This is a genomic window from Williamsia sp. MIQD14 (genome assembly GCF_051025635.1).
Lineage (GTDB): Bacteria > Actinomycetota > Actinomycetes > Mycobacteriales > Mycobacteriaceae > Williamsia_A.
The window spans coordinates 510,332-529,515 of sequence record NZ_JBPFDG010000005.1; the positions used below are offsets into that span (position 1 = coordinate 510,332).

Consider the following 19,184-nt stretch of genomic DNA (forward strand, 5'->3'; position numbering starts at 1 on the left):
CTCACCCCCCGGCGCACATTTCGTTGATCCAATCGTGGAATTGCGCGATGTGGTGCTCGGCGGGCACCAGGACACCGCCGGAGGCGTAGGCGCGCGACGACATTCCGGGTTGGGTCCGTTCACACGCGTCGAAATCCTGCACGTTCACGCGGTGGAACAGTTCCACCCCGCCTCGGGTGTCACCTCCCGAGGCGACCACGTCGGGGTGGTAGAGCCAGTCGCAGACGACGACCGTGCGGTCGACCGCGGCGGGGAACATACGGTGCACGATCACGTGGTCGGGCACCAGGTTGACGAACACCGTCGGGTTGATCGTGATCGCGTAGTAGCGACGGTCCTGCTCGGCGGTCAGATCCGGGAGCGGCGCGAACCCGGACGATCCGTCGACGGTGAATCCGTCGATCGCCCCGCCGAACTCGGCGCCGTGGCCCACGTAGTACTGGGCGGCGAGCCCGTCTGCGAACTCCGGCAGCACCTCGGTGAGCTCGGGGTGGATGGTCGCGCAGTGGTAGCACTCCATGAAGTTCTCGACGATCAGTTTCCAGTTGGCCGCCACCTCGTAGGTCTCACGGTGTGCCAGTGCGAGATCGGCCACCCGGTAGCGGTCGATCTGTTCGGGTTCTCCCAGACGTGCTGTGACCGCGCCGATCACGGTGTCGTCGAACGACGGTGGGTCGTCGGCCAGGCACACCCACAGGTAGCCCAGCCATTCGTGGGCGGCGACTCCGATGAGTCCGTAGCGGGTGCGATCGATGTCGCCCATGCTGCTGAGGTTGGGGGCGGCGACGAGCGCTCCGTCGAGCCCGTAGGTCCAGGCGTGGTAGGGACACTGCAGGTTTCGCCGGACGGCCCCGTCGCTCTCGGTGCAGATCAGCGCTCCGCGGTGGCGACAGCTGTTGAGGAACGCGCGCAGCGCACCGTCGCGGCCCCGGACCACCAACACGCTCTCGCGGCCGATGTCGACGGTCGCGAACCGTCCGGGTGCGTCGAGGTCGGCGCTGCGGACCGCGCACATCCATCGGCGTTCGAGTATCGCCTCCTGTTCGCGGGTGAACGCGGCGACATCGGTGTAGGCGCCGCCGGGCAGGGTCGCCACGAGGGTGTCGGGTGCGGCCGGGTCGGTCCGTCCCGTGGCATCGACGGCGGTCATCGCACACCTGCCGTCGCGACCGGATCCTGGCCGCCGGCGACGAGCGATACGCGCGTCGGGTCGAAGATGTCGATCGGGTGGTCGGTGTGACCGTCGACGACCAGGTCGGCGAGGATCTCCCCGACCACCGGGACGAACTTGAAGCCGTGACCGGAGAACCCGCAGGCCACCGTGACCCGGGCGTGCCGGGGATGTCGTGCGATCACGAAGTTGTGGTCCGGGGTGGTCGAGTACATGCAGGTGGCGGCGTCGAGGGCGGGTCCGGTGACACCGGGCAGGAGTTGTCGCACCCTGGTCCGCATCCGCTCGGTCTCGGCGTCGTGCACCACACGGTCGATGGTGTCCGGTGAGCAGACGTCACCCCGGCGGAAGAAGGCGACCTTCACTCCCCCGTCGGGACCGTCGATCGCGGGGAACCCGTAGATCTGTTCCACGTCGGCGTTCTCCTGGATGTAGATCGGTGCGTCCACCATCGTCGCGGCGTCGCTCGTCGAGCCGGCGTCGAGGCCGAACCAGTACATGACCTGCCGTTCGATCTCGATCGTGACACCGAGGTCGGCGAGGATCTCCGGCGCCCAGGCCCCGGGGCAGACCACCAGTTCCCGGGCACGAAAACGCCCCGAGTCGGTGACGACCTCCACGTGGTCGCCGTCATCGCTCCAGGACCGCACCGTCTCACCGAAACGGAGGTCGGCGCCCTCGCGCACCGCGAGATCGATGTGGGCGGCGACGGTCTCCTCCGGTCGGGCGAACCCGGCGAGCGGCTCGTAGACCGCGATCTGCCCGGTCTCGGGCGCGAATCCCGGGAACCGCCGGGCGATCTCGTCGGCGTCGAGCACCTCGTGGTCGAGGCCCCACAGCTGCGCGGCGTGCAACGACCCCGACACGGTGGCGCACTCCGGTGGCCCGATGAACAGTCCCCCGGTGATCCGGTACACCTCTCGCTTCGATTCCCGGGCGAGTTCCTCCCACAGCTCGTAGGCCCGCAGCAGCAGCGGCACATAGGCGGGATCCTCGAAGTACGACTGTCTGATGATGCGCGAGCCGCCGTGGGACGATCCGCGATCGTGCGCCGGGGTGAACCGTTCTAGGCCGAGCACCGACACCCCGCGGCGTGCGAGGTGGTACGCCGCGGCAGATCCCATGCCGCCGAGACCGATGACGATCACCTCGGCGTCGATGTCGATCCCCGTGTCGGTCATGGTGTGCGTCCTTTCAGGCGTGCGTTCTCCGGGTCGACGGTGATCGTCGGTGACACCGTGAACGTCGAGGTCGTCGTGAGGTGGTCGACCTGCACCTGTTCACCGACGCGCAGTTCGGGTGCGCCCCAGGCGTAGGCGATGGTGCGGTGCACCGCGGGCGAGAACGCCGCCGACGTCACGTGGCCGACGGTCCCGTCGGGGCCGGTGACCGGTTCTCGACCGAGCAGCATCGTGTCTGGGTCGTCGGCGACGAGTGTGTGCAGGCGTCGTCGCACGGAACGCTGCGTCATCGCCGCGCGGCCGACGAAATCGTGGTTCTTCGCGACGGCGAACGCCAGCCCGGCCTCGTCGGGGGTGTGCACCGCGGTCATGTCGGTCCCCCAGGACCGGTATCCCTTCTCGATGCGGAGGGTGTCGAGCGCGCCGCGACCGGCCCACACCGCGCCGAGAGACGCACCCGCGGTGGTGAGTTCGTCGGCCAGCGTGACGGCGTCGTCGGCGGCCATGTAGAGCTCCCAGCCGAACTCGCCGACATAGGACACCCGCATCGCGAAGACGTCGACGTCGGCGATCCTGGTGCGCAGGGTGCGGTAGAACCCGAGCGCGTCGGGGTCGAGCGGGGAGGCGCTCAGCGGACTCACGACGGCGAGCGCGGCGGGTCCCCAGACGCCGAGACACGCTGTCTCCCTAGTGGTCTCGCGAACCTCCACCTCGGCGCCGTCACGGCGGGCGACACGGGCGAGCGAGGCCAGGCGCGAGAGGTCGAGCGGGCCGTTGACACCTATCTGGAACCGGTCGGCGGCGGTGCGCGCGACGGTGACGTCACTGAGCACCCCACCCGAGTCGTTCAGCATGAGTGCGTAGACCACCGTCCCGACCGCGCGATCGGGATCACGCGTCAGGATCGGGGCGAGGAAGGCCGCCGCGTCGGGGCCGCTGACCTCCACCCGCATCAGCGATGTCATGTCGAAGAATCCGACACCCGCCCGGGTGGCCGCCGCCTCGGCGACCACGATCGGTGACCAGTGGCGTGTGGAGAAGTCGTCGTCGCTCTCCGTGCGAGGCGGTGCCGTGTCCGACTGCTGGAGTGCGGCATTGGCCTCGAACCAGGCCGGTCGCTCCCAGTCGTGGGAGGTGACGAACACCGCCGCACGGCCGCGGTGACGGTCGTGCAACGGACTCACGGTGAGGTCGCGTTGTATCGACCGTTGTTCGCGTGGATGGATGATGTCGTAGACCTCGTCGAACGCGCGGGCGCTCATCGCGGCGACATGGTCGGGAGCGGTCTCGCGGGCGGAGAACCGCGCGATGTCGCAACCGGCGACACACAGATCCGGGCTGCCGTCGATCATCCAGTGCGCCATGGTGCGCGCCACTCCCGCCGACTGGGTCACCCACACCGCCTCGGCCACCCAGAACCCGTCGAGACCCGGGTGCGGCCCGAGGACGGGTCCACCGTCGGGGGTGAAGGAGAAGATGCCATTGAAACCGTCGGCGACCGATGCCGCCGCGAGACCCGGGAGGACGCGGGTCGACTCGTCCCATGCCGGTGCGAAGTCGGCGGGGGTGAACGGCAGCATCGAGGGCATCGGTTGCCCCTCGGTGTCGGCGTAGAGCCGGTGCATGTCGACGGGCATCGCGCGGTGCCCGTAGTAGCCGATCCCGATCCGGTCGCCGTGCTGCCGGTAGTAGAGGTCGGCGTCCTGGTGACGCAGGATCGGCAGTGTGGCAGCGGCTTTGCCCACACGGCGATCGACGAGCTCGCGGAGAGGGCCGACCGACGTCGTCTCGACGTACTGGTGCCCCATGGCGACCAGGGGCACCGTCAGATCGACCATCGCACCGATCTCGACGCCCCAGAAGCCCGCGCACGACACCACCAGGTCGGCGGGATGGACACCGGTGGTGGTCTCGACACCGGTCACCCGATCGCCGGCAGTCGTGACCGCGCGGACGCGCGTGTCGCCGAGGAATCGCGCACCTGCGGCCTCGGCCCGCTGACGCTGTACCTCCACACAGACCAGTGCGTCCGCGAGACCGTCTGCGGGGGTGTGCAATCCGCCGAGGACCGTGGCCGGGTCGAGCAGGGGGTGCAGCCGCGCGCACTCCTCGGGGTCGATGATCCGTGCAGGCACTCCCCACGCACGAGCCCATCCGGCCTTGCGATGCAGGTCGGTCATGCGGGCGCGGGTGGTCGCGACCTCGAGTCCGCCGACAGGGTTGAAACACAATCGATCCGAGGTCTCCGACAGGTCCCGAAACTTGTCGATCGTGTACTGCGCGAATCGGGACAGGGTCTCCGACGGGTTGGTGGCGAACACCAGTCCCGGCGCATGGCTGCTCGAACCGCCGGTGGCGGGAAGGGGCCCGCGGTCGAGGACGGTGACGTCGGTCCATCCGCGGCCGGTGAGCTCGTCGGCAAGTGAGGTGCCGACGATCCCGGCGCCGATGACGACCACGCGAGGACCGCTCATGCCCACCTCAGTTCTGTGCCGCTGCCAATGCTTGCTGTTGCGATCCACGCAACACGTTGTCTCCTGTGCAACACATGGTGCGACCCACAGGATCGCGCGTCAACTCGACGCGCAGGAGGGTGTCGGGCCGGGCAGGGACAGAACCGTGGGGTGGGTCAGCCGCGGTGGCCGAGGCGGACGCCGATGGCCTCGGCGGCGCCGACGGCGTGCGCCGACAGCGCGCCCAGTCGGTCGCCGGACATCCGGAACGTCGGCCCGGAGATGCTCAGGGCCGCGACGACGTCACCGGTGTGATCGCGGATGGGGGCGGCCACCGCGGTGAGCCCCTCCTCGAGTTCGTCGCGCACCTGGGCCCATCCCCGACTGCGGACCTCGGCGAGTTGTGTGCGCAATGCCGCGGGGTCGGCGATGGTCGAGGGAGTGAATTGTTCCAGGGTGGCGCCGACAGCGGCGTCGAGCCGCACGTCGTCCAGCGCCGCGAGCAGCACCTTGCCGCTGGACGTTGCGTGCGCGGGACAACTCTGACCGACCCAGGTGCGCAGCGCGATACCCGGGGAGCCGTTGGCCTCGGTGACGTTGACCGCACGCCCGTTGTCGAGGATCGCGAGGTTGACCGTCTCGCCGACGAGATCGGCCAGGGGGCCGGCGATGTCGCGGCTCTCCCGCCCGAGGTCACGGGTCGCCATGGTCGCGCCGGCCAACCGGACGATGGTGAAACCCAGTCGGTACTTGCCCCGGTCGGCGACCTGCTCGACGAAACCGCGACCCTCCAGCACCGACACCAGGCGCGAGATCGTGGACTTGTGCACCCCCAGGGTGTCGGCGATGTCGGAGACGCCACCCTCCCCGTGCCGGGCAAGGATCTCGAGGACCTCCAGCGCGCGGTCGACCGATTGGATCGATGCGGGACGGTTCCGGTCGGGCGAGATGTCGGCCGTGTCGTTGATGTCCATGTCGCGGTCCAGCATAGTTGCGGCCGCGAACGGCCCGTCACGCTTGACGGGCACGGTCGGCAGTGCGAGTCTGTTGCGCACAATGCGCTATGTTGCTTCCAACGCAACGTGGCGACCACCGTTCCCGCCGTCTCGAGGTGACCCATGCCTGTCGTCCACACCCCCTCGGCTGCCGCTGACCACAGGGGCACCGCCTCGGTGGAGGTCGCGATCGCCGATCTGGCGATCGACGTGCCGATGCGCATCGAACCCACCGACCACCCGCCCATCGCGGTGATCCGCACCTCTGAGGGCGTGTTCGCCATCGACGACACCTGCACGCACCAGGACACGTCGCTCTCCGACGGGTGGGTGGAGAACTGCACTGTCGAGTGCCCGCTGCACGAGACCTGCTTCGACCTCCGCACCGGTCTGCCGAGCGGCCCACCGGCCACCCGCGCCGTGGCGACCCACCCCGTCACCGTCGCCGACGGCCGGGTCCACATCACGCTCACCGACCGCTCACCGCTGACGTCGGCACCCGTCGAGGACGTCTCGGGCGCCGCATGATCGGTCCCTCGTGATCACCGTGGTCGGCGCGTCGCTCGCCGGCCTGACGGCCGCCCGGGAACTGCGGGCGTCCGGCGTCACCGACTCCATCGCGTTCGTCGGCGCAGAGACATGGCTGCCGTACGACCGTCCGCCACTGTCCAAAGATGTGCTGTTGGAGTCGTTCCCGGAGCCCGATCCCGACGCGAACGGGACGGACCCGGGTGCAACGGGTCTGCTGCTCGACGGCGAGGTCGACACCTTCGACTGGCATCTCGGCGTCGCGGCCGACGGCCTGTCGGTGGCCACGGACGGCATCAGCGTCCGGCGCGGCGACCACTGCGCGGTCGGTCCGGCCGACGCGGTGATCATCGCGACCGGCGCGCGTGGGCGCACGCTCATCGGCGCCGACCTCGACGGCGTCCACGTTCTCCGTACCCTCGACGACGCCCGGGCCCTGGCGGCCGACCTGCGGAGAGCGCGCCACGTCGTGCTGATCGGCGGCGGATTCATCGGCGCTGAGATCGCCTCCACAGCACGTCTTCTCGGCGCCGAGGTCGCCATCGTCGAGGCGACGGAGATTCCGGGCGCCGCGGTGCTGGGCGTCGATGTCGCCCGGTGGACGCTGTCACGTCACGCACTCGCCGGGGTCTCTGTTCACACCGGCGCCGCGGTGGAGACCATCGACGGAGCCGCTGGCCGGGCCCGATCGGTGACCCTCGGTGACGGGCGGATCCTCGAGGCCGACGTGGTGGTGGTCGGTATCGGCTCGGTTCCCGACACCGACTGGGCGGCGGAATCCGGGATCGCGCTCGACGACGGATTCGTCACCGACGCCCACGGCGAGACGTCCATGCCGGGGGTCTTCGCGGTCGGCGACTGCGCACGCTCCTTCGATCCGGCCACCGGAACCCATGTGCGCCGCCAACACTGGGGGTCGGCAGTCGACCAGGCCCGCGTGGTCGCACGACGCATCGCCGGCCTCGAGCCACCACCGCGGCGGACGCCGTACTTCTGGAGCGATCAGTACGGACACCGGCTGCAGATCTGCGGACACATCCCTGTCGGCGTGGTCCCGCAGGTCCTCGACGGATCGATGGACCACGGCGCGACCCAGGGATTCCTCGCCGTCTTCGGCGATCGCGACCTCCCCACCGCGGTGGTGGCCGTCGACCGCCCCCGCGACTTCCTCCGCCTGCGCAAGACGATTGATCGCGCTCTCGACGCCTCGTCCCGACCTGTCGCGCACGCCTGACGCGACCGACGACGCCCGCGGCCATCGAATCAGAAGATCGGCGCGGCCGCCCGGACGTGTTCGAACACCAGCGACGTGGTGGTGCCCGCGACCTCGGGTCGGGAGTTCAAACGCTCGACGAATCCTCGTAACGCCTCGGTGTCGGCGACCGCGACGTGGAGGAGGTAGTCGTCGGATCCCGCGAGAAAGAAGACGTCGATGATCTCGTCCTGCGCGCCGATCTGACCGACGAACCGACGGATCTGACCTCGCGCATCGGATTGCAGGCTGACCGCGACCATGGCGCGCAACGTCCGTCCGACCGCCGCCGGGTCGATGTCGGCGAAGAAGCCACGGATGACCCCCAGTTCGATGAGGCGCCGGACACGGCCGTGGCACGTCGACGCGGCGATCCCCGCACGCTCGGCGAGCTCGCGGTTGGGCATCCGCGCATCGGCCTGCAGCAACTGCAGCAGCAGTCGGTCGGTGTCGTCGAGGTCGCGCCGACCGACGACGGTCCGAAGATCCTTCGATTCGTCGCTCACCGGTGCAGCATATCCCGGTTGATCTTCAGATGAAGAGCACAAACAAGAATCTTCTTCGGATGAATTGCTGTCGAACCGAAGGGTGTTCACGCTGGGTGCACAGTCATCGTGGCGACGACGCCGCACCGGAGCGAACGAAGGAGAACGCCATGCGCGTCGGGATCCCCCGCGAGATCAAGAACAACGAGTACCGCGTCGCCATCACGCCCGCCGGCGTCGCCGAACTGACACGACGCGGCCACGAGGTGGTCATCGAGGCCGGCGCGGGAGCCGGATCGGCCATCTCCGACGTCGACTTCAAGGAGGCCGGAGCGCAGATCCTGGCCACCGCCGAGGCCATCTGGGAGCAGGCCGACCTCGTGGTGAAGGTCAAGGAGCCGATCGCCGCGGAGTACGCACGGATGCGCGCGGGCCAGACCCTGTTCACCTACCTGCACCTCGCGGCGAGTCGCCCCTGCACCGACGCCCTGCTGTCCTCGGGCATCACGTCCATCGCCTACGAGACGGTGCAGGCCCGCGACGGCTCACTGCCCCTCCTGGCCCCCATGAGCGAGGTCGCGGGACGCCTCGCGCCGCAGGTCGGCGCCTACCACCTGATGCGGTCGGCCGGCGGACGCGGTCAGCTGATGGGTGGCGTGCCCGGCACCGAACCCGCCGATGTCGTCGTGATCGGCGCAGGGGTCAGCGGCGTCAACGCCGCGACCATCGCGATGGGTATGGGCGCGCAGGTCACGGTGTTCGACCTCGACATCGCCAAGCTGCGCGCCGTCGACGCACGCTTCGCCGGACGGGTCCACACCCGCTACAGCACCGCGCTCGCCGTCGAGGAGGCCGTGAAGAAGGCCGATCTCGTGATCGGCGCGGTACTGGTCCCCGGGGCGAAGGCTCCCGTGGTGGTGTCCAACCACCTCGTCGCGTCGATGAAGCCGGGTTCGGTTCTCGTCGACATCGCCATCGATCAGGGCGGATGTTTCGAGGATTCGCGCCCGACCACCCACGACGACCCCACCTTCACCGTGCACGACTCGGTGTTCTACTGCGTCGCGAACATGCCCGGCTCGGTCGCGCGCACATCGACCTCGGCACTGACCGGAGCAACCCTCCCCTACGTCGTCGCGCTGGCCGAGAAGGGCTGGCAACGTGCGTGTTCCGACGACGCGAGCCTCGCCGGGGGCCTGAGCACCCATGCGGGCGAGCTGTTGTCGCCGTCGGTGGGCGCTGCCCTCGATCTGCCCGTGGGCGCGTCGCCGCTGTCCGTCTGAGGTCAGTCCTGCTCGCCGATCGGGGTGTAGTGGGAGAGGTTGATCATCCGTCGCTGGATCCCCGACACCTCGCGGACGGCCTGCGCCACGAGACTCCGGTCGAGCGGCGAGAGCCTCCGCATGGTGAGCACGTCGCCGGCCGGCTCCCGGCGGTCGAGTTGCGCGACCTGGTAGGTCATCCGGATCTTCTGCAGCACGTCGAACACCTCGATGAGCACCGTCGCGTTGTCCTCGGTGAGCATCGGGCTCCCACCCGCCACGCGTAGGCGGGAGCGGGTGTCGAGTTCGAGTGACTCCACGCTCAACGACGCCCACCGGGCGATGTTCACCAGTGGCGTGAGGGCGTGGGTCTTGATGTCGAACGTCCCGCCCCGCCGGGCCAACACGTCACGCATCGACCGGATCCGGGCCTTGTGCGACAACGACTCCGCCAACAACAGGCGCAGGGTCCCCGGATGCGAGCGCAGATCCCCGAACACCTCGGCCACCCCCGACAGGCCGCGGTCGCCCCAGATGGGACGGCCGTCGAGCATCAGCGAGGTCATGATCATGCCCTTGTTCTCCAGCGGTGCGGCCAACCATGCCGCAGCCGCAGCCCGCCACTGGGCGTGGGTCCGGGCGAACAACGGCGACGACGCCACCGCCCCGTTGACGTCGATCGTGAGTCCACAGGCCCGCAGTACGTCGTCGACCTCGGCGAACGCCGCTCGATAGACCGCGATCTGCTCGGGGTCGGACACCGACTCGTCGAACGCAACCGCACTGTCGACATCGGAGCTGAGGACGGCCTCGCGACGGGCATTGCTGCCCAACGACAGCCACGTCAGCTTGTCGGGATCGACCTCGCCGTGCCGATCGAGGACGAGTTCCAACGCCCGACGCACGACGGCGTCGTGCACGAGGGACAGCATCGCGGTCACCTCGTGTGACGGCTGCCCGCGCCGGATGAGATCGGCGACGACGAACGGCATCCGCTGGGCCTGCTCGGCCAAGGTCTCCACCGACCGGGCTCGACCGATCTGATGCCGCAGCGAGACGCTCGCCCCGCCCGGCGCCGAGATGAAGTCGCCCGGACCCACCACACCGACCAGGCGTCCACCGGGTTCCACCACGGGTAGACAGCCCAGACCGTGTTCGAGGATCTGCAGCAGTGCGTCGGCCGCCGGTGTACCGGTGACGACGGTGCGGGCGCGGGGCGTGACGACCCGGCTGACGGGGATGTCACCGGATTCGCCCGCCGCCACGACCCGGGATCGGATGTCGGAGTCGGTGAGCACCCCCACCGTCCCGTCGCCCGCGGGGATGACGATGTAGTCGCGTCGGCGACCCGTCATCAGGCGGGCCGCCTCGCTCACCGACATCGTCGGCGTGCCCACCACCGGTGCGGTGCGGATCAATTCGTCGACCACGCCACCGCGGGGACGTACGGGCTCGACCCGCCGGGGCAGTCGGAGCTGACCGGCCAGGAAGCGCGCACCCGCCATGCTCGAGAAGACCGCGTGCACCGAGTCGCTGGGGATGCGGCACACGGTGCTGGCCGTCATGGCGACCGCCCGTGGGCCTCGTGCGGCGTTGGTCAGCAACGAGAAGTAGCCGAACACCCCGCCCGGTCCGAGGATCTCGTCGGGTTCACCGTCGAGATGATCGGGCAGACTCCACAACCCCACCTCGCCGGTGATCACCACACCGAGTTCCTCGACGGTGTCGCGGAAGCCGTCGAAGATCTCCCCACCGGCGGCGAACTCCCCGATCGTCGCCCGGGCGGCGAGACGGTCGAGCTCCCCGGGCGCGAGCGCGTCGAACGGTGGGTGGAGCCCCAGGAACTGCGCGACCGCGGTCATCGGGACATCTTCGCAAGAGCACGGCGCCCGCGCCACGCCGCCTCGAAACACGCAAACCCGGCGCGGATGTCCGTTTCGTCGCGATCGGCAACATCTGTTGACCCGCAATGTAATCCGGCGGAAACCCCACAGCCGCTAGTGTTCGACTCGGTGAACATCCGGGGTACGGAGGGCGATATGAGCACGGACATCGGTACGTCGGGTCTCGACGCGGAACAGGTCGGGTACAAGCAGTCGCTCGGGCGGCGGCAGGTGCAGATGATCGCCATCGGCGGTGCGATCGGCACCGGACTCTTCCTCGGGTCGGCCTCACGCCTCAACGCGAACGGTCCGGCCCTGCTCGTCAGCTACGCCGTCGCCGGACTCGTTGCGTACTTCCTCATGCGTGCCCTCGGCGAACTCGTGCTGCACCGCTCCACGAGCGGCGCGTTCGTCTCCTACATGCGTGAGTTCTTCGGGGAGAAGGCCGCGTACGTGACCGGGTGGATGTACTGGCTGAACTGGGCCCTGACCGGCATCGCCGAACTGTCGGCGGTCGGCGTGTACGTCAACAACAACTTCCCGTCCATGCCGAACTGGGGGTCGGCACTGATCGCCCTCGTGGTGGTCCTCGCGGTGAACCTGCTCAGCGCGAAGGCGTTCGGCGAGTTCGAGTTCTGGGCCTCGATCCTCAAGGTCGGCGCGATCGTCCTGTTCCTGATCGTGGGTCTCGTCGTCGTGCTCGGTGCTGTACACGTCGGTGACCACCAGGCCGGGTTCTCCAACCTCTGGGACAACCCCGGCGGCTTCTGGCCCACGAGCGGCGCCTACAACTGGTACGGGCCGATCCTCGTGATGTCCGGTGTGGTGTTCGCCTATGCCGCCATCGAGATGGTGGGTGTCGCGGCAGGCGAGATGGAGGACTCCGACAAGGAGGTCCCCCGCGCGGTGAACGCGGTCATCTTCCGCATCGCCGTGTTCTACATCGGGTCGATCCTGTTGCTGTGCGCCATGTTGCCGACGACCTCCTACACCTCGGGCACGAGTCCGTTCGTGACGGTGTTCAACAAGCTCGGGTTCGGCTGGATGGGTGACGTCATCCAGGTCGTCTTGATCGTCGCTGCGATGAGCAGCCTCAACTCCGGGCTCTACTCCACCGGCCGCGTGCTCCGCAGCCTCGGGATGAGCAAGCAGGCACCGGGATTCACCACCAGGATGAGCAACGGCGGTGTGCCGTGGGCCGGTATCGCCATGACCACCGTCGTCTACGTGCTCGGCGTGATCCTCAACGTCCTGGTGCCCGGTCGGGCCTTCGACATCGCACTGGAGGCGGCGTCTCTCGGCATCGTGTTCACCTGGGGCACCATCTTCGCGTGTCAGCTCAAACTGCGGTCGCTGGTGAACAAGGGCATCATCCCCAAGAGCAAGTTCCAGGCGCCCGGTCATCCCTACACGTCGATATTCGGGCTCGTGTTCCTCGTCGCGGTGATCGTCGGTCTCGGGGTGTCGGGCTGGCTGGACAAGGAGGGCGGTCGCGTCGACTTCTACGTCGTCGTGATCGGGATTCCCTTCATCGCCGCGCTGTTGATCGGCGGCTGGTTCCTCATCCGCGAGAACGTGAAAGCCAACACCGACGGCAAGATCGAGTCGACGTGGGCAGCCCAGGAACGGGAGTTCGCCGCCCGCAAGGCCTGATCAGCTGATCGTCAGGGCCCGCACCGAGGCGGGGAGGTCGCGCGTACGTCGGTAGGGACCGACGACCGCGACCGCAGGCGTGCCGACGAGCAGACGCGCCGCCAACGCCGACACCTGCCGGGTGCGGACGGACTCGATCTGGCGCAACGAGCGGGCCACCGGACGCCTGCGCCCGAAATCGAGTTCGGCACTGCCGATCCGATGCATCCGCGACTGGGTGTCCTCGAGACCCAGGAGCAGCGACCCGCGCAACGCGCCCTTCGCGCGGGCACATTCGGCGTCGGTGATGCCGTCGCGGGCGACGTCGCGGAGGATGTCCACCGCGACCGACGTGACATCGGCGAGGCGGTCGGGGTTGCACCCCGCGTAGACGGAGAACGTACCGACGTCGCTGAACGAGTCGACCCCGGAGTACACCGAGTACGCCAGCCCGCGTTCCTCGCGGATCTGTTGAAAGAGGCGCGAACTCAGCCCGCCACCGATCGCGGCGTTGAGCACCGACAGGGCCCAGCGATCGTCGTCGGCGAGCCCCGGGGTGGGGACGCCGAGCATCAGGTGGGTCTGCTCGCTGTCGCGATGGATCAACTCCAGGCCCGCTCGCGTGGGCGGTCGGTGACCGCTCCGTCGCGGCGCCGCGGCGCGCACCCCCTGTTGGAGGTGTGCGCCGAACGAGTCCCGCACCTGGGCCAGCACATCGCGGTGGGCGACGTTGCCCGCCACGGCCAACACCATCTTGTCCGGTGTGTAGCGACGGGTGTGGAACGACTGGATCTGCCTGCGCGACATGGCCGTGATCGACTCGGCGGAGCCGATCACCGGACGGCCGATGGGGTGATCACCGAAGGTCGCGGTCATGAACGCGTCGGCGAGCAGATCCTCGTGGTCGTCGTCGCGCATCGCGATCTCCTCGAGGACCACGTCTCGCTCGGTGTCGACGTCGTCGGAGGTGCAGCGTCCGCGCAGCACCACGTCGGCGACCATGTCGATCGCCATGTCGGCGTGCTCGTCGAGGACGTGCGCGTAGAAGCAGGTGTGTTCTTTGGAGGTGAACGCGTTGAGTTCTCCGCCGACGGCGTCCATGTCCTGGGCGATCGACGACGCGGTGCGCGTCGGGGTCGCCTTGAACAGCAGGTGTTCGAGGAAGTGGGCGGCGCCGGCGACGCTGGGCTTCTCGTCCCGCGATCCGACGCCGACCCAGAGACCGATCGACGCCGATCGGACCCCGGGGATGTGTTCGGTGACAACACGCAGCCCACCGGGGAGGACGCTTCTCCGTACGGAGTCGCGGGTCCCGGTGGGCTGCGTGCGTGTGGTGGTCGTCAGCGCGAGTCTTACTCGGCCGCCGCGGTGTCCGCGGTGGCCGCGTCGGACACGTCCGACACCGGCACGAGGCTGATCTTGCCGCGGTCGTCGATGTCGGCGATCTCCACGCGGAGCTTGCTGCCGACGCTCACGACGTCCTCGACCTTGTTGACGCGCTTGCCCTGGCCCAGCTTCGAGATGTGCACGAGGCCGTCACGACCCGGGAGCAGCGACACGAAGGCGCCGAATGCCGTTGTCTTGACGACGGTTCCGAGGAACCGCTCGCCGACCTTGGGCAGCTGCGGGTTGGCGATCGCGTTGATGCGATCGATCGCCGCCTGCGCCTTGATGCCGTCGGTCGCGCCGACGAACACGGTGCCGTCGTCCTCGATGGAGATGTTGGCGCCGGTCTCCTCGGTGATCGCGTTGATGTTCTTGCCCTTGGGCCCGATCAGCTCGCCGATCTTGTCGACCGGCACCTTCACGGTGGTGACGCGAGGAGCGAAGGGGCTCATCTCGTCGGGCTCGTCGATGGCCTCGGCCATCACCTCGAGGATGGTGGTGCGGGCGTCCTTGGCCTGGCTCAGCGCACCGGCAAGCACCGCCGACGGGATGCCGTCGAGCTTGGTGTCGAGCTGCAGCGCCGTCACGAAGTCCTTGGTGCCCGCGACCTTGAAGTCCATGTCGCCGAACGCGTCCTCCGCGCCGAGGATGTCGGTGAGGGCGACGTAGCGGGTCTCGCCGTCGACCTCGTCGGAGACCAGGCCCATGGCGATGCCGGCGACCGGGGCCTTGAGGGGCACACCGGCGTTGAGCAGCGACATCGTCGAGGCACAGACCGACCCCATCGAGGTCGAGCCGTTCGAGGACAGCGCCTCGGACACCTGACGGATGGCGTACGGGAACTCGTCGACGCTGGGCAGCACCGGCATGAGTGCACGCTCGGCGAGCGCGCCGTGGCCGATCTCGCGACGCTTCGGCGATCCGACGCGACCGGTCTCACCGGTCGAGTACGGCGGGAAGTTGTAGTGGTGCATGTAGCGCTTGGAGGTCTCGGGTCCCAGCGAGTCGATCTGCTGGGCCATCTTGACCATGTCGAGGGTGGTGACGCCCATGATCTGGGTCTCGCCACGCTCGAACAGGGCGCTGCCGTGGGCGCGCGGGATGAGCGCGACCTCGGCCGAGAGCGACCGGATGTCGGTGATGCCACGGCCGTCGATGCGGAAGTGGTCGGTGAGGATGCGCTGACGCACGAGCTTCTTCGTCAGGGAGCGGTAGGCCGCACCGATCTCCTTCTCGCGGCCGGCGAACTGCTCGCCGAGCGAGGTGAGGATGTCGCCCTTGAGCTCATCGGTCTTGTCGTCGCGCTCGGTCTTGCCCGCGATGGTCAGGATCTCCGACAGGCGATCCTTGCCCGCGGACTCGACGGCCTCGTACACGTCGGACTGGTACGCGGGGAACAGCGGGAACTCGCCGGTCGCCTTCGCGGCCTGGTCGGCGAGCTGGCGCTGCGCCTCGCACAGCGAACGGATGAACGGCTTCGCGGCCTCGAGGCCCTCGGCGACGATCGCCTCGGTCGGCGCCTGCGCGCCACCCTCGATGAGCTCGATGACGTTGTCGGTGGCCTCGGCCTCGACCATCATGATCGCGACGTCGTCACCGACGATGCGACCCGCGACGACCATGTCGAACACGGCGCCGGAGAGCTGCTCGACGGTCGGGAACGCGACCCACTGGCCGGCGCGGTTGGTCTCGGTCGGGATCAGCGCGACACGCACGCCACCGACGGGACCGGAGAACGGGAGACCCGCGAGCTGGGTCGACGCCGATGCGGCGTTGATCGCGACGACGTCGTAGAGGTCGTTGGGGTCGAGGCTCAGGACGGTGATGACGACCTGGATCTCGTTGCGCAGGCCGTCGACGAACGACGGGCGCAGCGGCCGGTCGATGAGGCGGCAGGTCAGGATCGCGTCGGTGGAGGGGCGCCCCTCGCGACGGAAGAACGATCCCGGGATGCGGCCGGCGGCGTACATCCGCTCCTCGACGTCGATCGTGAGGGGGAAGAAGTCGAACTGGTCCTTGGGGTGCTTCCCGGCGCTGGTCGCCGAGAGCAGCATGTTCTCGTCGTCGAGGTAGGCGACGACGGCGCCCGCGGCCTGTTGGGCGAGACGCCCGGTCTCGAAGCGGACGGTGCGGGTACCGAAGGAACCGTTGTCGATGACGGCGGTCGCCTCGGTGATCTCGTCGTCGTAGTCGGCCTCGGGGGCGGTGGTGACATCGGTCATGTGTGGATGAATCCTCTCGTTCGATGCGCGCGTGTCATCGCGGCGCGACGGTGTAGCAGCGCCTGCCCAGACGGGCGGGTGCTGTGGGTCGATGCCCGAGAGGAGGATTTCCGAACAGGTGCGGATGTCCGCGAGCGAAGGCGGAGGAGGTTCGGCGACGGCCGTCGATCGAAGCGGTCGGAATCCTGCGGAAGGAGTTCCGCGGATTCCGGCAGCCACTACCGAAGACCGATCGTCCGAACTCGGGGCACGCGTGAAGCGAAAACCATCTCGTGGCATCGGGTCCATGGCGAGGGTAGCACTGGCCGGTCGTGCGCCGGCTCATCGCATGACACGACGCGCGACCCGGGGTGGATACAGACGAACCGCGTGTCCGACGAGGACACGCGGTTCGCGAGGTGCTTGCCGAGCCGGCAGCGTCAGCGACGCAGGCCGAGACGCTCGATGAGCGCGCGGTAGCGGTTGACGTCGACCTTGGCGACGTACTTGAGCAGACGGCGGCGACGGCCGACCATCAGCAGCAGGCCGCGACGGCTGTGGTGATCGTGCTTGTGGGTCTTGAGGTGCTCGGTCAGGTCGCTGATGCGCTTGGTGAGCATCGCGATCTGCGCCTCGGGGGATCCGGTGTCGGTGTCGTGCAGGCCGTACTCGGACAGGATCGACTTCTTCTGATCCGTGGTCAACGCCATGATTTCTCCTGTGGTGACGTTCGCGTGAGGATGTGGGCCCAGTGCCCCGGCACAGCCACCGCGAACCGCAGCGTGTGCCGATCGGCCAGGCTACCAGCGCTTTCGCACCCCGCCCAAATCGTCGGGCGACGGTCAGCCGGCGAGAGCCTCGCGGGTCTTCACCACGTCGTCGTTCATCTGCTCGATCAAGGGCTCCATGCCCTCGTACTTCACCATCCCGCGGATACGCCGGACGAAGTCGACCGCGACGTGCTGCCCATAGAGGTCGGCGTGGGTGTCCAGCACGAACGCCTCGACCGTGCGGGTGCGCCCGGAGAACGTGGGGTTCGACCCCACTGACACCGCCGCGCGGTAGCTCTCCCCCGGCACCACCTGGCCGACGACCGGCCCGGCGCCGAGCACCGTGAACCACGCCGCGTACACACCGTCGGACGGGATCGCCGAGTACATCGGCGGCGCCACGTTGGCGGTCGGGTACCCCATCTCGCGACCGCGACCGTCACCCCGCACCACGACACCCTCGACCCGATGGGGGCGACCGAGTGCCTCGGCGGCGGCCTCGACGTCGCCCGCTGCGACACACGAACGGATGTAGGTCGAGGAGAAGGTCACCGACGGGCGGTCGGTGACACCGGAATCCGGGGCCTGGGTTCCGGCGCCCTCGCCGAGCAGCGAGACGGCATGGACCTCGAACCCGAAGGTGCGGCCCAGCGACGTCAGCACGTCCACGGTCCCCGCGGCCTTCTTGCCGAAGGTGAAGTTGGCGCCCACCACCACGTCGGCGGCGTGCAGACCCTCCACGAGCACCTCGTGGGCGAAATCCTTGGGCGACTGCGCGGCCAGCACCGGGGTGAACGGCATGACACAGAAGACGTCGATGCCGAGTTCCTCGGCCAGTTCGGCACGACGGGTGAGGGTGGACAGCTGTTGCGGGTGGCTCCCGGGCCGCACGACCTCGGCGGGGTGCGGGTCGAAGGTCATCAACACCGCGGGTACACCGCGCTTCTTCGCGATGGAGGTCGCGGTGGCGATCAGTTGCGCGTGACCTCGGTGCACGCCATCGAAGACCCCGATGGTCACGACACATCGGCCCCAGCCCGCGGGGATATCGTCCAACCCTCGCCATCGCAGCACGTGCCCAACCCTACGGGTGCGGTGCCGGGGTAACCAGACCCGCGTGCCACCGTCGACGCGCTGTCGCGTCCCGTGAGGGGTCCCGCCGACGCGAGTTGCCCTGCCCTAAGCTCGTGGGGTGTCCTCCACCGGCGGCGAGCCGAGCCGCGATGCCTCGCCTTCGGCGACCTCGATCGCCCAGCCCACCGCGACAACGGTCGCCGAGACCGGCGTGTCCGCCACTCCCGTCACCGAACTCACCTCGGTCACGCAGGACTATCTGAAGGTCATATGGACCGCGCAGGAGTGGTCGTCGACGAAGGTGACCACGAAACTGCTGGCCGAGAAGCTCGCGGTGTCGCCGTCGACGGTGTCGGAGGCCGTGCGCAAACTCGCCGATCAGGGACTGGTGTCGCACGCCCGCTACGGATCGGTGACGCTCACCGAGTCGGGTCGTCGTGCCGCGGTGTCGATGGTGCGGCGACACCGACTCATCGAGACGTTCCTGGTCCGCGAACTCGGCTACGGCTGGGACGAGGTGCACGACGAGGCCGAGGTGCTCGAGCACGCGATGTCGGACCGGTTCATGGAGCGTCTCGACGCGAAACTCGGTCACCCGACCCGTGATCCGCACGGCGACCCGATCCCCGACCCCGACGGTTCCGTCCCGGAGTCCCCCGCCTGTCAGCTCGCCGACGTCCATCCCGGGCGTTCGGGCCGGGTGGCGCGCATCGCCGACACCGATCCGGCGATGCTGCGGTACTTCGACTCGGTCGGCATCGCGCTGGACCGTCGCATCGAGGTCGTCGAGCAGCGCCCGTTCGCCGGGACGGTCGCGGTCGCGGTCGACGGGTCCGAACCGATCGACCTGGGCGACATCGCGACCCGGGCCATCTGGCTCGACATCCCGCCGGCGACCTGACCGCGGATCC

At 68.9% G+C, this 19,184-nt stretch carries 15 protein-coding genes; 5 read left to right on the forward strand and 10 right to left on the reverse strand.

Annotated features, from left to right (window positions below; genetic code table 11):
- Nucleotide 1 precedes the first annotated feature (1 nt).
- The 4 genes from ACQ7HM_RS19840 to ACQ7HM_RS19855 form a co-directional block, all read right to left on the reverse strand.
- Nucleotides 2-1,150, reverse strand: coding sequence for an aromatic ring-hydroxylating oxygenase subunit alpha (locus ACQ7HM_RS19840; RefSeq protein WP_434217946.1), 1,149 nt, complete (start codon nucleotides 1,148-1,150; stop codon nucleotides 2-4).
- Nucleotides 1,147-2,352, reverse strand: coding sequence for an N-methyl-L-tryptophan oxidase (solA, locus tag ACQ7HM_RS19845; protein ID WP_434217947.1), 1,206 nt, complete (start codon nucleotides 2,350-2,352; stop codon nucleotides 1,147-1,149). The genes ACQ7HM_RS19840 and solA overlap by 4 nt, the downstream gene beginning before the upstream one ends.
- Nucleotides 2,349-4,826, reverse strand: coding sequence for a GcvT family protein (locus ACQ7HM_RS19850; protein ID WP_434217948.1), 2,478 nt, complete (start codon nucleotides 4,824-4,826; stop codon nucleotides 2,349-2,351). The genes solA and ACQ7HM_RS19850 overlap by 4 nt, the downstream gene beginning before the upstream one ends.
- Before the next feature lie 155 nt (nucleotides 4,827-4,981).
- Entirely contained in the window at nucleotides 4,982-5,779 is a 798-nt protein-coding gene (locus tag ACQ7HM_RS19855; protein WP_434217991.1) for an IclR family transcriptional regulator, read from the reverse strand.
- Between the two features lie 144 nt (nucleotides 5,780-5,923).
- Here ACQ7HM_RS19855 and ACQ7HM_RS19860 point away from each other — a divergent pair, with 144 nt between their 5' ends.
- Together ACQ7HM_RS19860 and ACQ7HM_RS19865 are read left to right on the forward strand one after the other, a co-directional pair.
- Nucleotides 5,924-6,328 (forward strand): bifunctional 3-phenylpropionate/cinnamic acid dioxygenase ferredoxin subunit, encoded by a 405-nt coding sequence (locus ACQ7HM_RS19860; protein ID WP_434217949.1) that lies wholly within the window; start codon nucleotides 5,924-5,926, stop codon nucleotides 6,326-6,328.
- 10 nt (nucleotides 6,329-6,338) lie between these two features.
- The gene (locus ACQ7HM_RS19865; RefSeq protein WP_434217950.1) at nucleotides 6,339-7,562 is read left to right on the forward strand and encodes an NAD(P)/FAD-dependent oxidoreductase; all 1,224 of its coding nucleotides are present in this window, start codon (nucleotides 6,339-6,341) and stop codon (nucleotides 7,560-7,562) included.
- A gap of 29 nt (nucleotides 7,563-7,591) precedes the next feature.
- On the opposite strand, the gene ACQ7HM_RS19870 is transcribed toward ACQ7HM_RS19865, so the two are convergent.
- Nucleotides 7,592-8,086 (reverse strand): Lrp/AsnC family transcriptional regulator, encoded by a 495-nt coding sequence (locus ACQ7HM_RS19870; RefSeq protein ID WP_434217951.1) that lies wholly within the window; start codon nucleotides 8,084-8,086, stop codon nucleotides 7,592-7,594.
- A 149-nt stretch (nucleotides 8,087-8,235) separates the two neighbouring features.
- On the opposite strand from ACQ7HM_RS19870, the gene ald reads away from it, so the two are divergent.
- Nucleotides 8,236-9,348, forward strand: coding sequence for an alanine dehydrogenase (gene ald / locus ACQ7HM_RS19875; protein ID WP_434217952.1), 1,113 nt, complete (start codon nucleotides 8,236-8,238; stop codon nucleotides 9,346-9,348).
- Between the two features lie 2 nt (nucleotides 9,349-9,350).
- Here ald and ACQ7HM_RS19880 read toward each other — a convergent pair whose 3' ends face one another.
- Complete coding sequence (locus ACQ7HM_RS19880; protein WP_434217953.1) at nucleotides 9,351-11,189, reverse strand: DUF294 nucleotidyltransferase-like domain-containing protein; 1,839 nt, start codon at nucleotides 11,187-11,189, stop codon at nucleotides 9,351-9,353.
- 177 nt (nucleotides 11,190-11,366) lie between these two features.
- Between ACQ7HM_RS19880 and ACQ7HM_RS19885 the strand changes: the two genes are divergently transcribed.
- A complete protein-coding gene (locus ACQ7HM_RS19885) occupies nucleotides 11,367-12,863 on the forward strand; it encodes an amino acid permease (RefSeq protein ID WP_434217954.1) in 1,497 nt (498 codons plus the stop codon).
- Here the strand turns inward: ACQ7HM_RS19885 and ACQ7HM_RS19890 are convergent, their stop codons facing one another.
- The 4 genes from ACQ7HM_RS19890 to ACQ7HM_RS19905 all read right to left on the reverse strand — a co-directional run bounded on the left by ACQ7HM_RS19890 (nucleotide 12,864) and on the right by ACQ7HM_RS19905 (nucleotide 18,273).
- Complete coding sequence (locus tag ACQ7HM_RS19890; protein ID WP_434217992.1) at nucleotides 12,864-14,186, reverse strand: M16 family metallopeptidase; 1,323 nt, start codon at nucleotides 14,184-14,186, stop codon at nucleotides 12,864-12,866.
- A gap of 8 nt (nucleotides 14,187-14,194) precedes the next feature.
- Complete coding sequence (locus tag ACQ7HM_RS19895) at nucleotides 14,195-16,450, reverse strand: polyribonucleotide nucleotidyltransferase (protein WP_434217955.1); 2,256 nt, start codon at nucleotides 16,448-16,450, stop codon at nucleotides 14,195-14,197.
- 419 nt (nucleotides 16,451-16,869) lie between these two features.
- Nucleotides 16,870-17,139 (reverse strand): 30S ribosomal protein S15, encoded by a 270-nt coding sequence (gene rpsO, locus ACQ7HM_RS19900; protein ID WP_434217956.1) that lies wholly within the window; start codon nucleotides 17,137-17,139, stop codon nucleotides 16,870-16,872.
- A 132-nt stretch (nucleotides 17,140-17,271) separates the two neighbouring features.
- Entirely contained in the window at nucleotides 17,272-18,273 is a 1,002-nt protein-coding gene (locus ACQ7HM_RS19905; RefSeq protein ID WP_434217957.1) for a bifunctional riboflavin kinase/FAD synthetase, read from the reverse strand.
- 172 nt (nucleotides 18,274-18,445) lie between these two features.
- Between ACQ7HM_RS19905 and ACQ7HM_RS19910 the strand changes: the two genes are divergently transcribed.
- A complete protein-coding gene (locus tag ACQ7HM_RS19910) occupies nucleotides 18,446-19,174 on the forward strand; it encodes a metal-dependent transcriptional regulator (protein WP_434217993.1) in 729 nt (242 codons plus the stop codon).
- Nucleotides 19,175-19,184: the final 10 nt, after the last annotated feature.

Excerpts from the sequence above, each read along its gene's own strand:
- ACQ7HM_RS19840 (WP_434217946.1), bottom strand. The coding sequence starts at position 1,150 with ATGACCGCCGTCGATGCCACGGGACGGACCGACCCGGCCGCACCCGAC.
- solA (WP_434217947.1), bottom strand. The coding sequence starts at position 2,352 with ATGACCGACACGGGGATCGACATCGACGCCGAGGTGATCGTCATCGGT.
- ACQ7HM_RS19850 (WP_434217948.1), bottom strand. The coding sequence starts at position 4,826 with ATGAGCGGTCCTCGCGTGGTCGTCATCGGCGCCGGGATCGTCGGCACC.
- ACQ7HM_RS19855 (WP_434217991.1), bottom strand. The coding sequence starts at position 5,779 with ATGGACATCAACGACACGGCCGACATCTCGCCCGACCGGAACCGTCCC.
- ACQ7HM_RS19860 (WP_434217949.1), top strand. The coding sequence starts at position 5,924 with ATGCCTGTCGTCCACACCCCCTCGGCTGCCGCTGACCACAGGGGCACC.
- ald (WP_434217952.1), top strand. The coding sequence starts at position 8,236 with ATGCGCGTCGGGATCCCCCGCGAGATCAAGAACAACGAGTACCGCGTC.
- ACQ7HM_RS19880 (WP_434217953.1), bottom strand. The coding sequence starts at position 11,189 with ATGACCGCGGTCGCGCAGTTCCTGGGGCTCCACCCACCGTTCGACGCG.
- ACQ7HM_RS19885 (WP_434217954.1), top strand. The coding sequence starts at position 11,367 with ATGAGCACGGACATCGGTACGTCGGGTCTCGACGCGGAACAGGTCGGG.
- ACQ7HM_RS19895 (WP_434217955.1), bottom strand. The coding sequence starts at position 16,450 with ATGACCGATGTCACCACCGCCCCCGAGGCCGACTACGACGACGAGATC.
- rpsO (WP_434217956.1), bottom strand. The coding sequence starts at position 17,139 with ATGGCGTTGACCACGGATCAGAAGAAGTCGATCCTGTCCGAGTACGGC.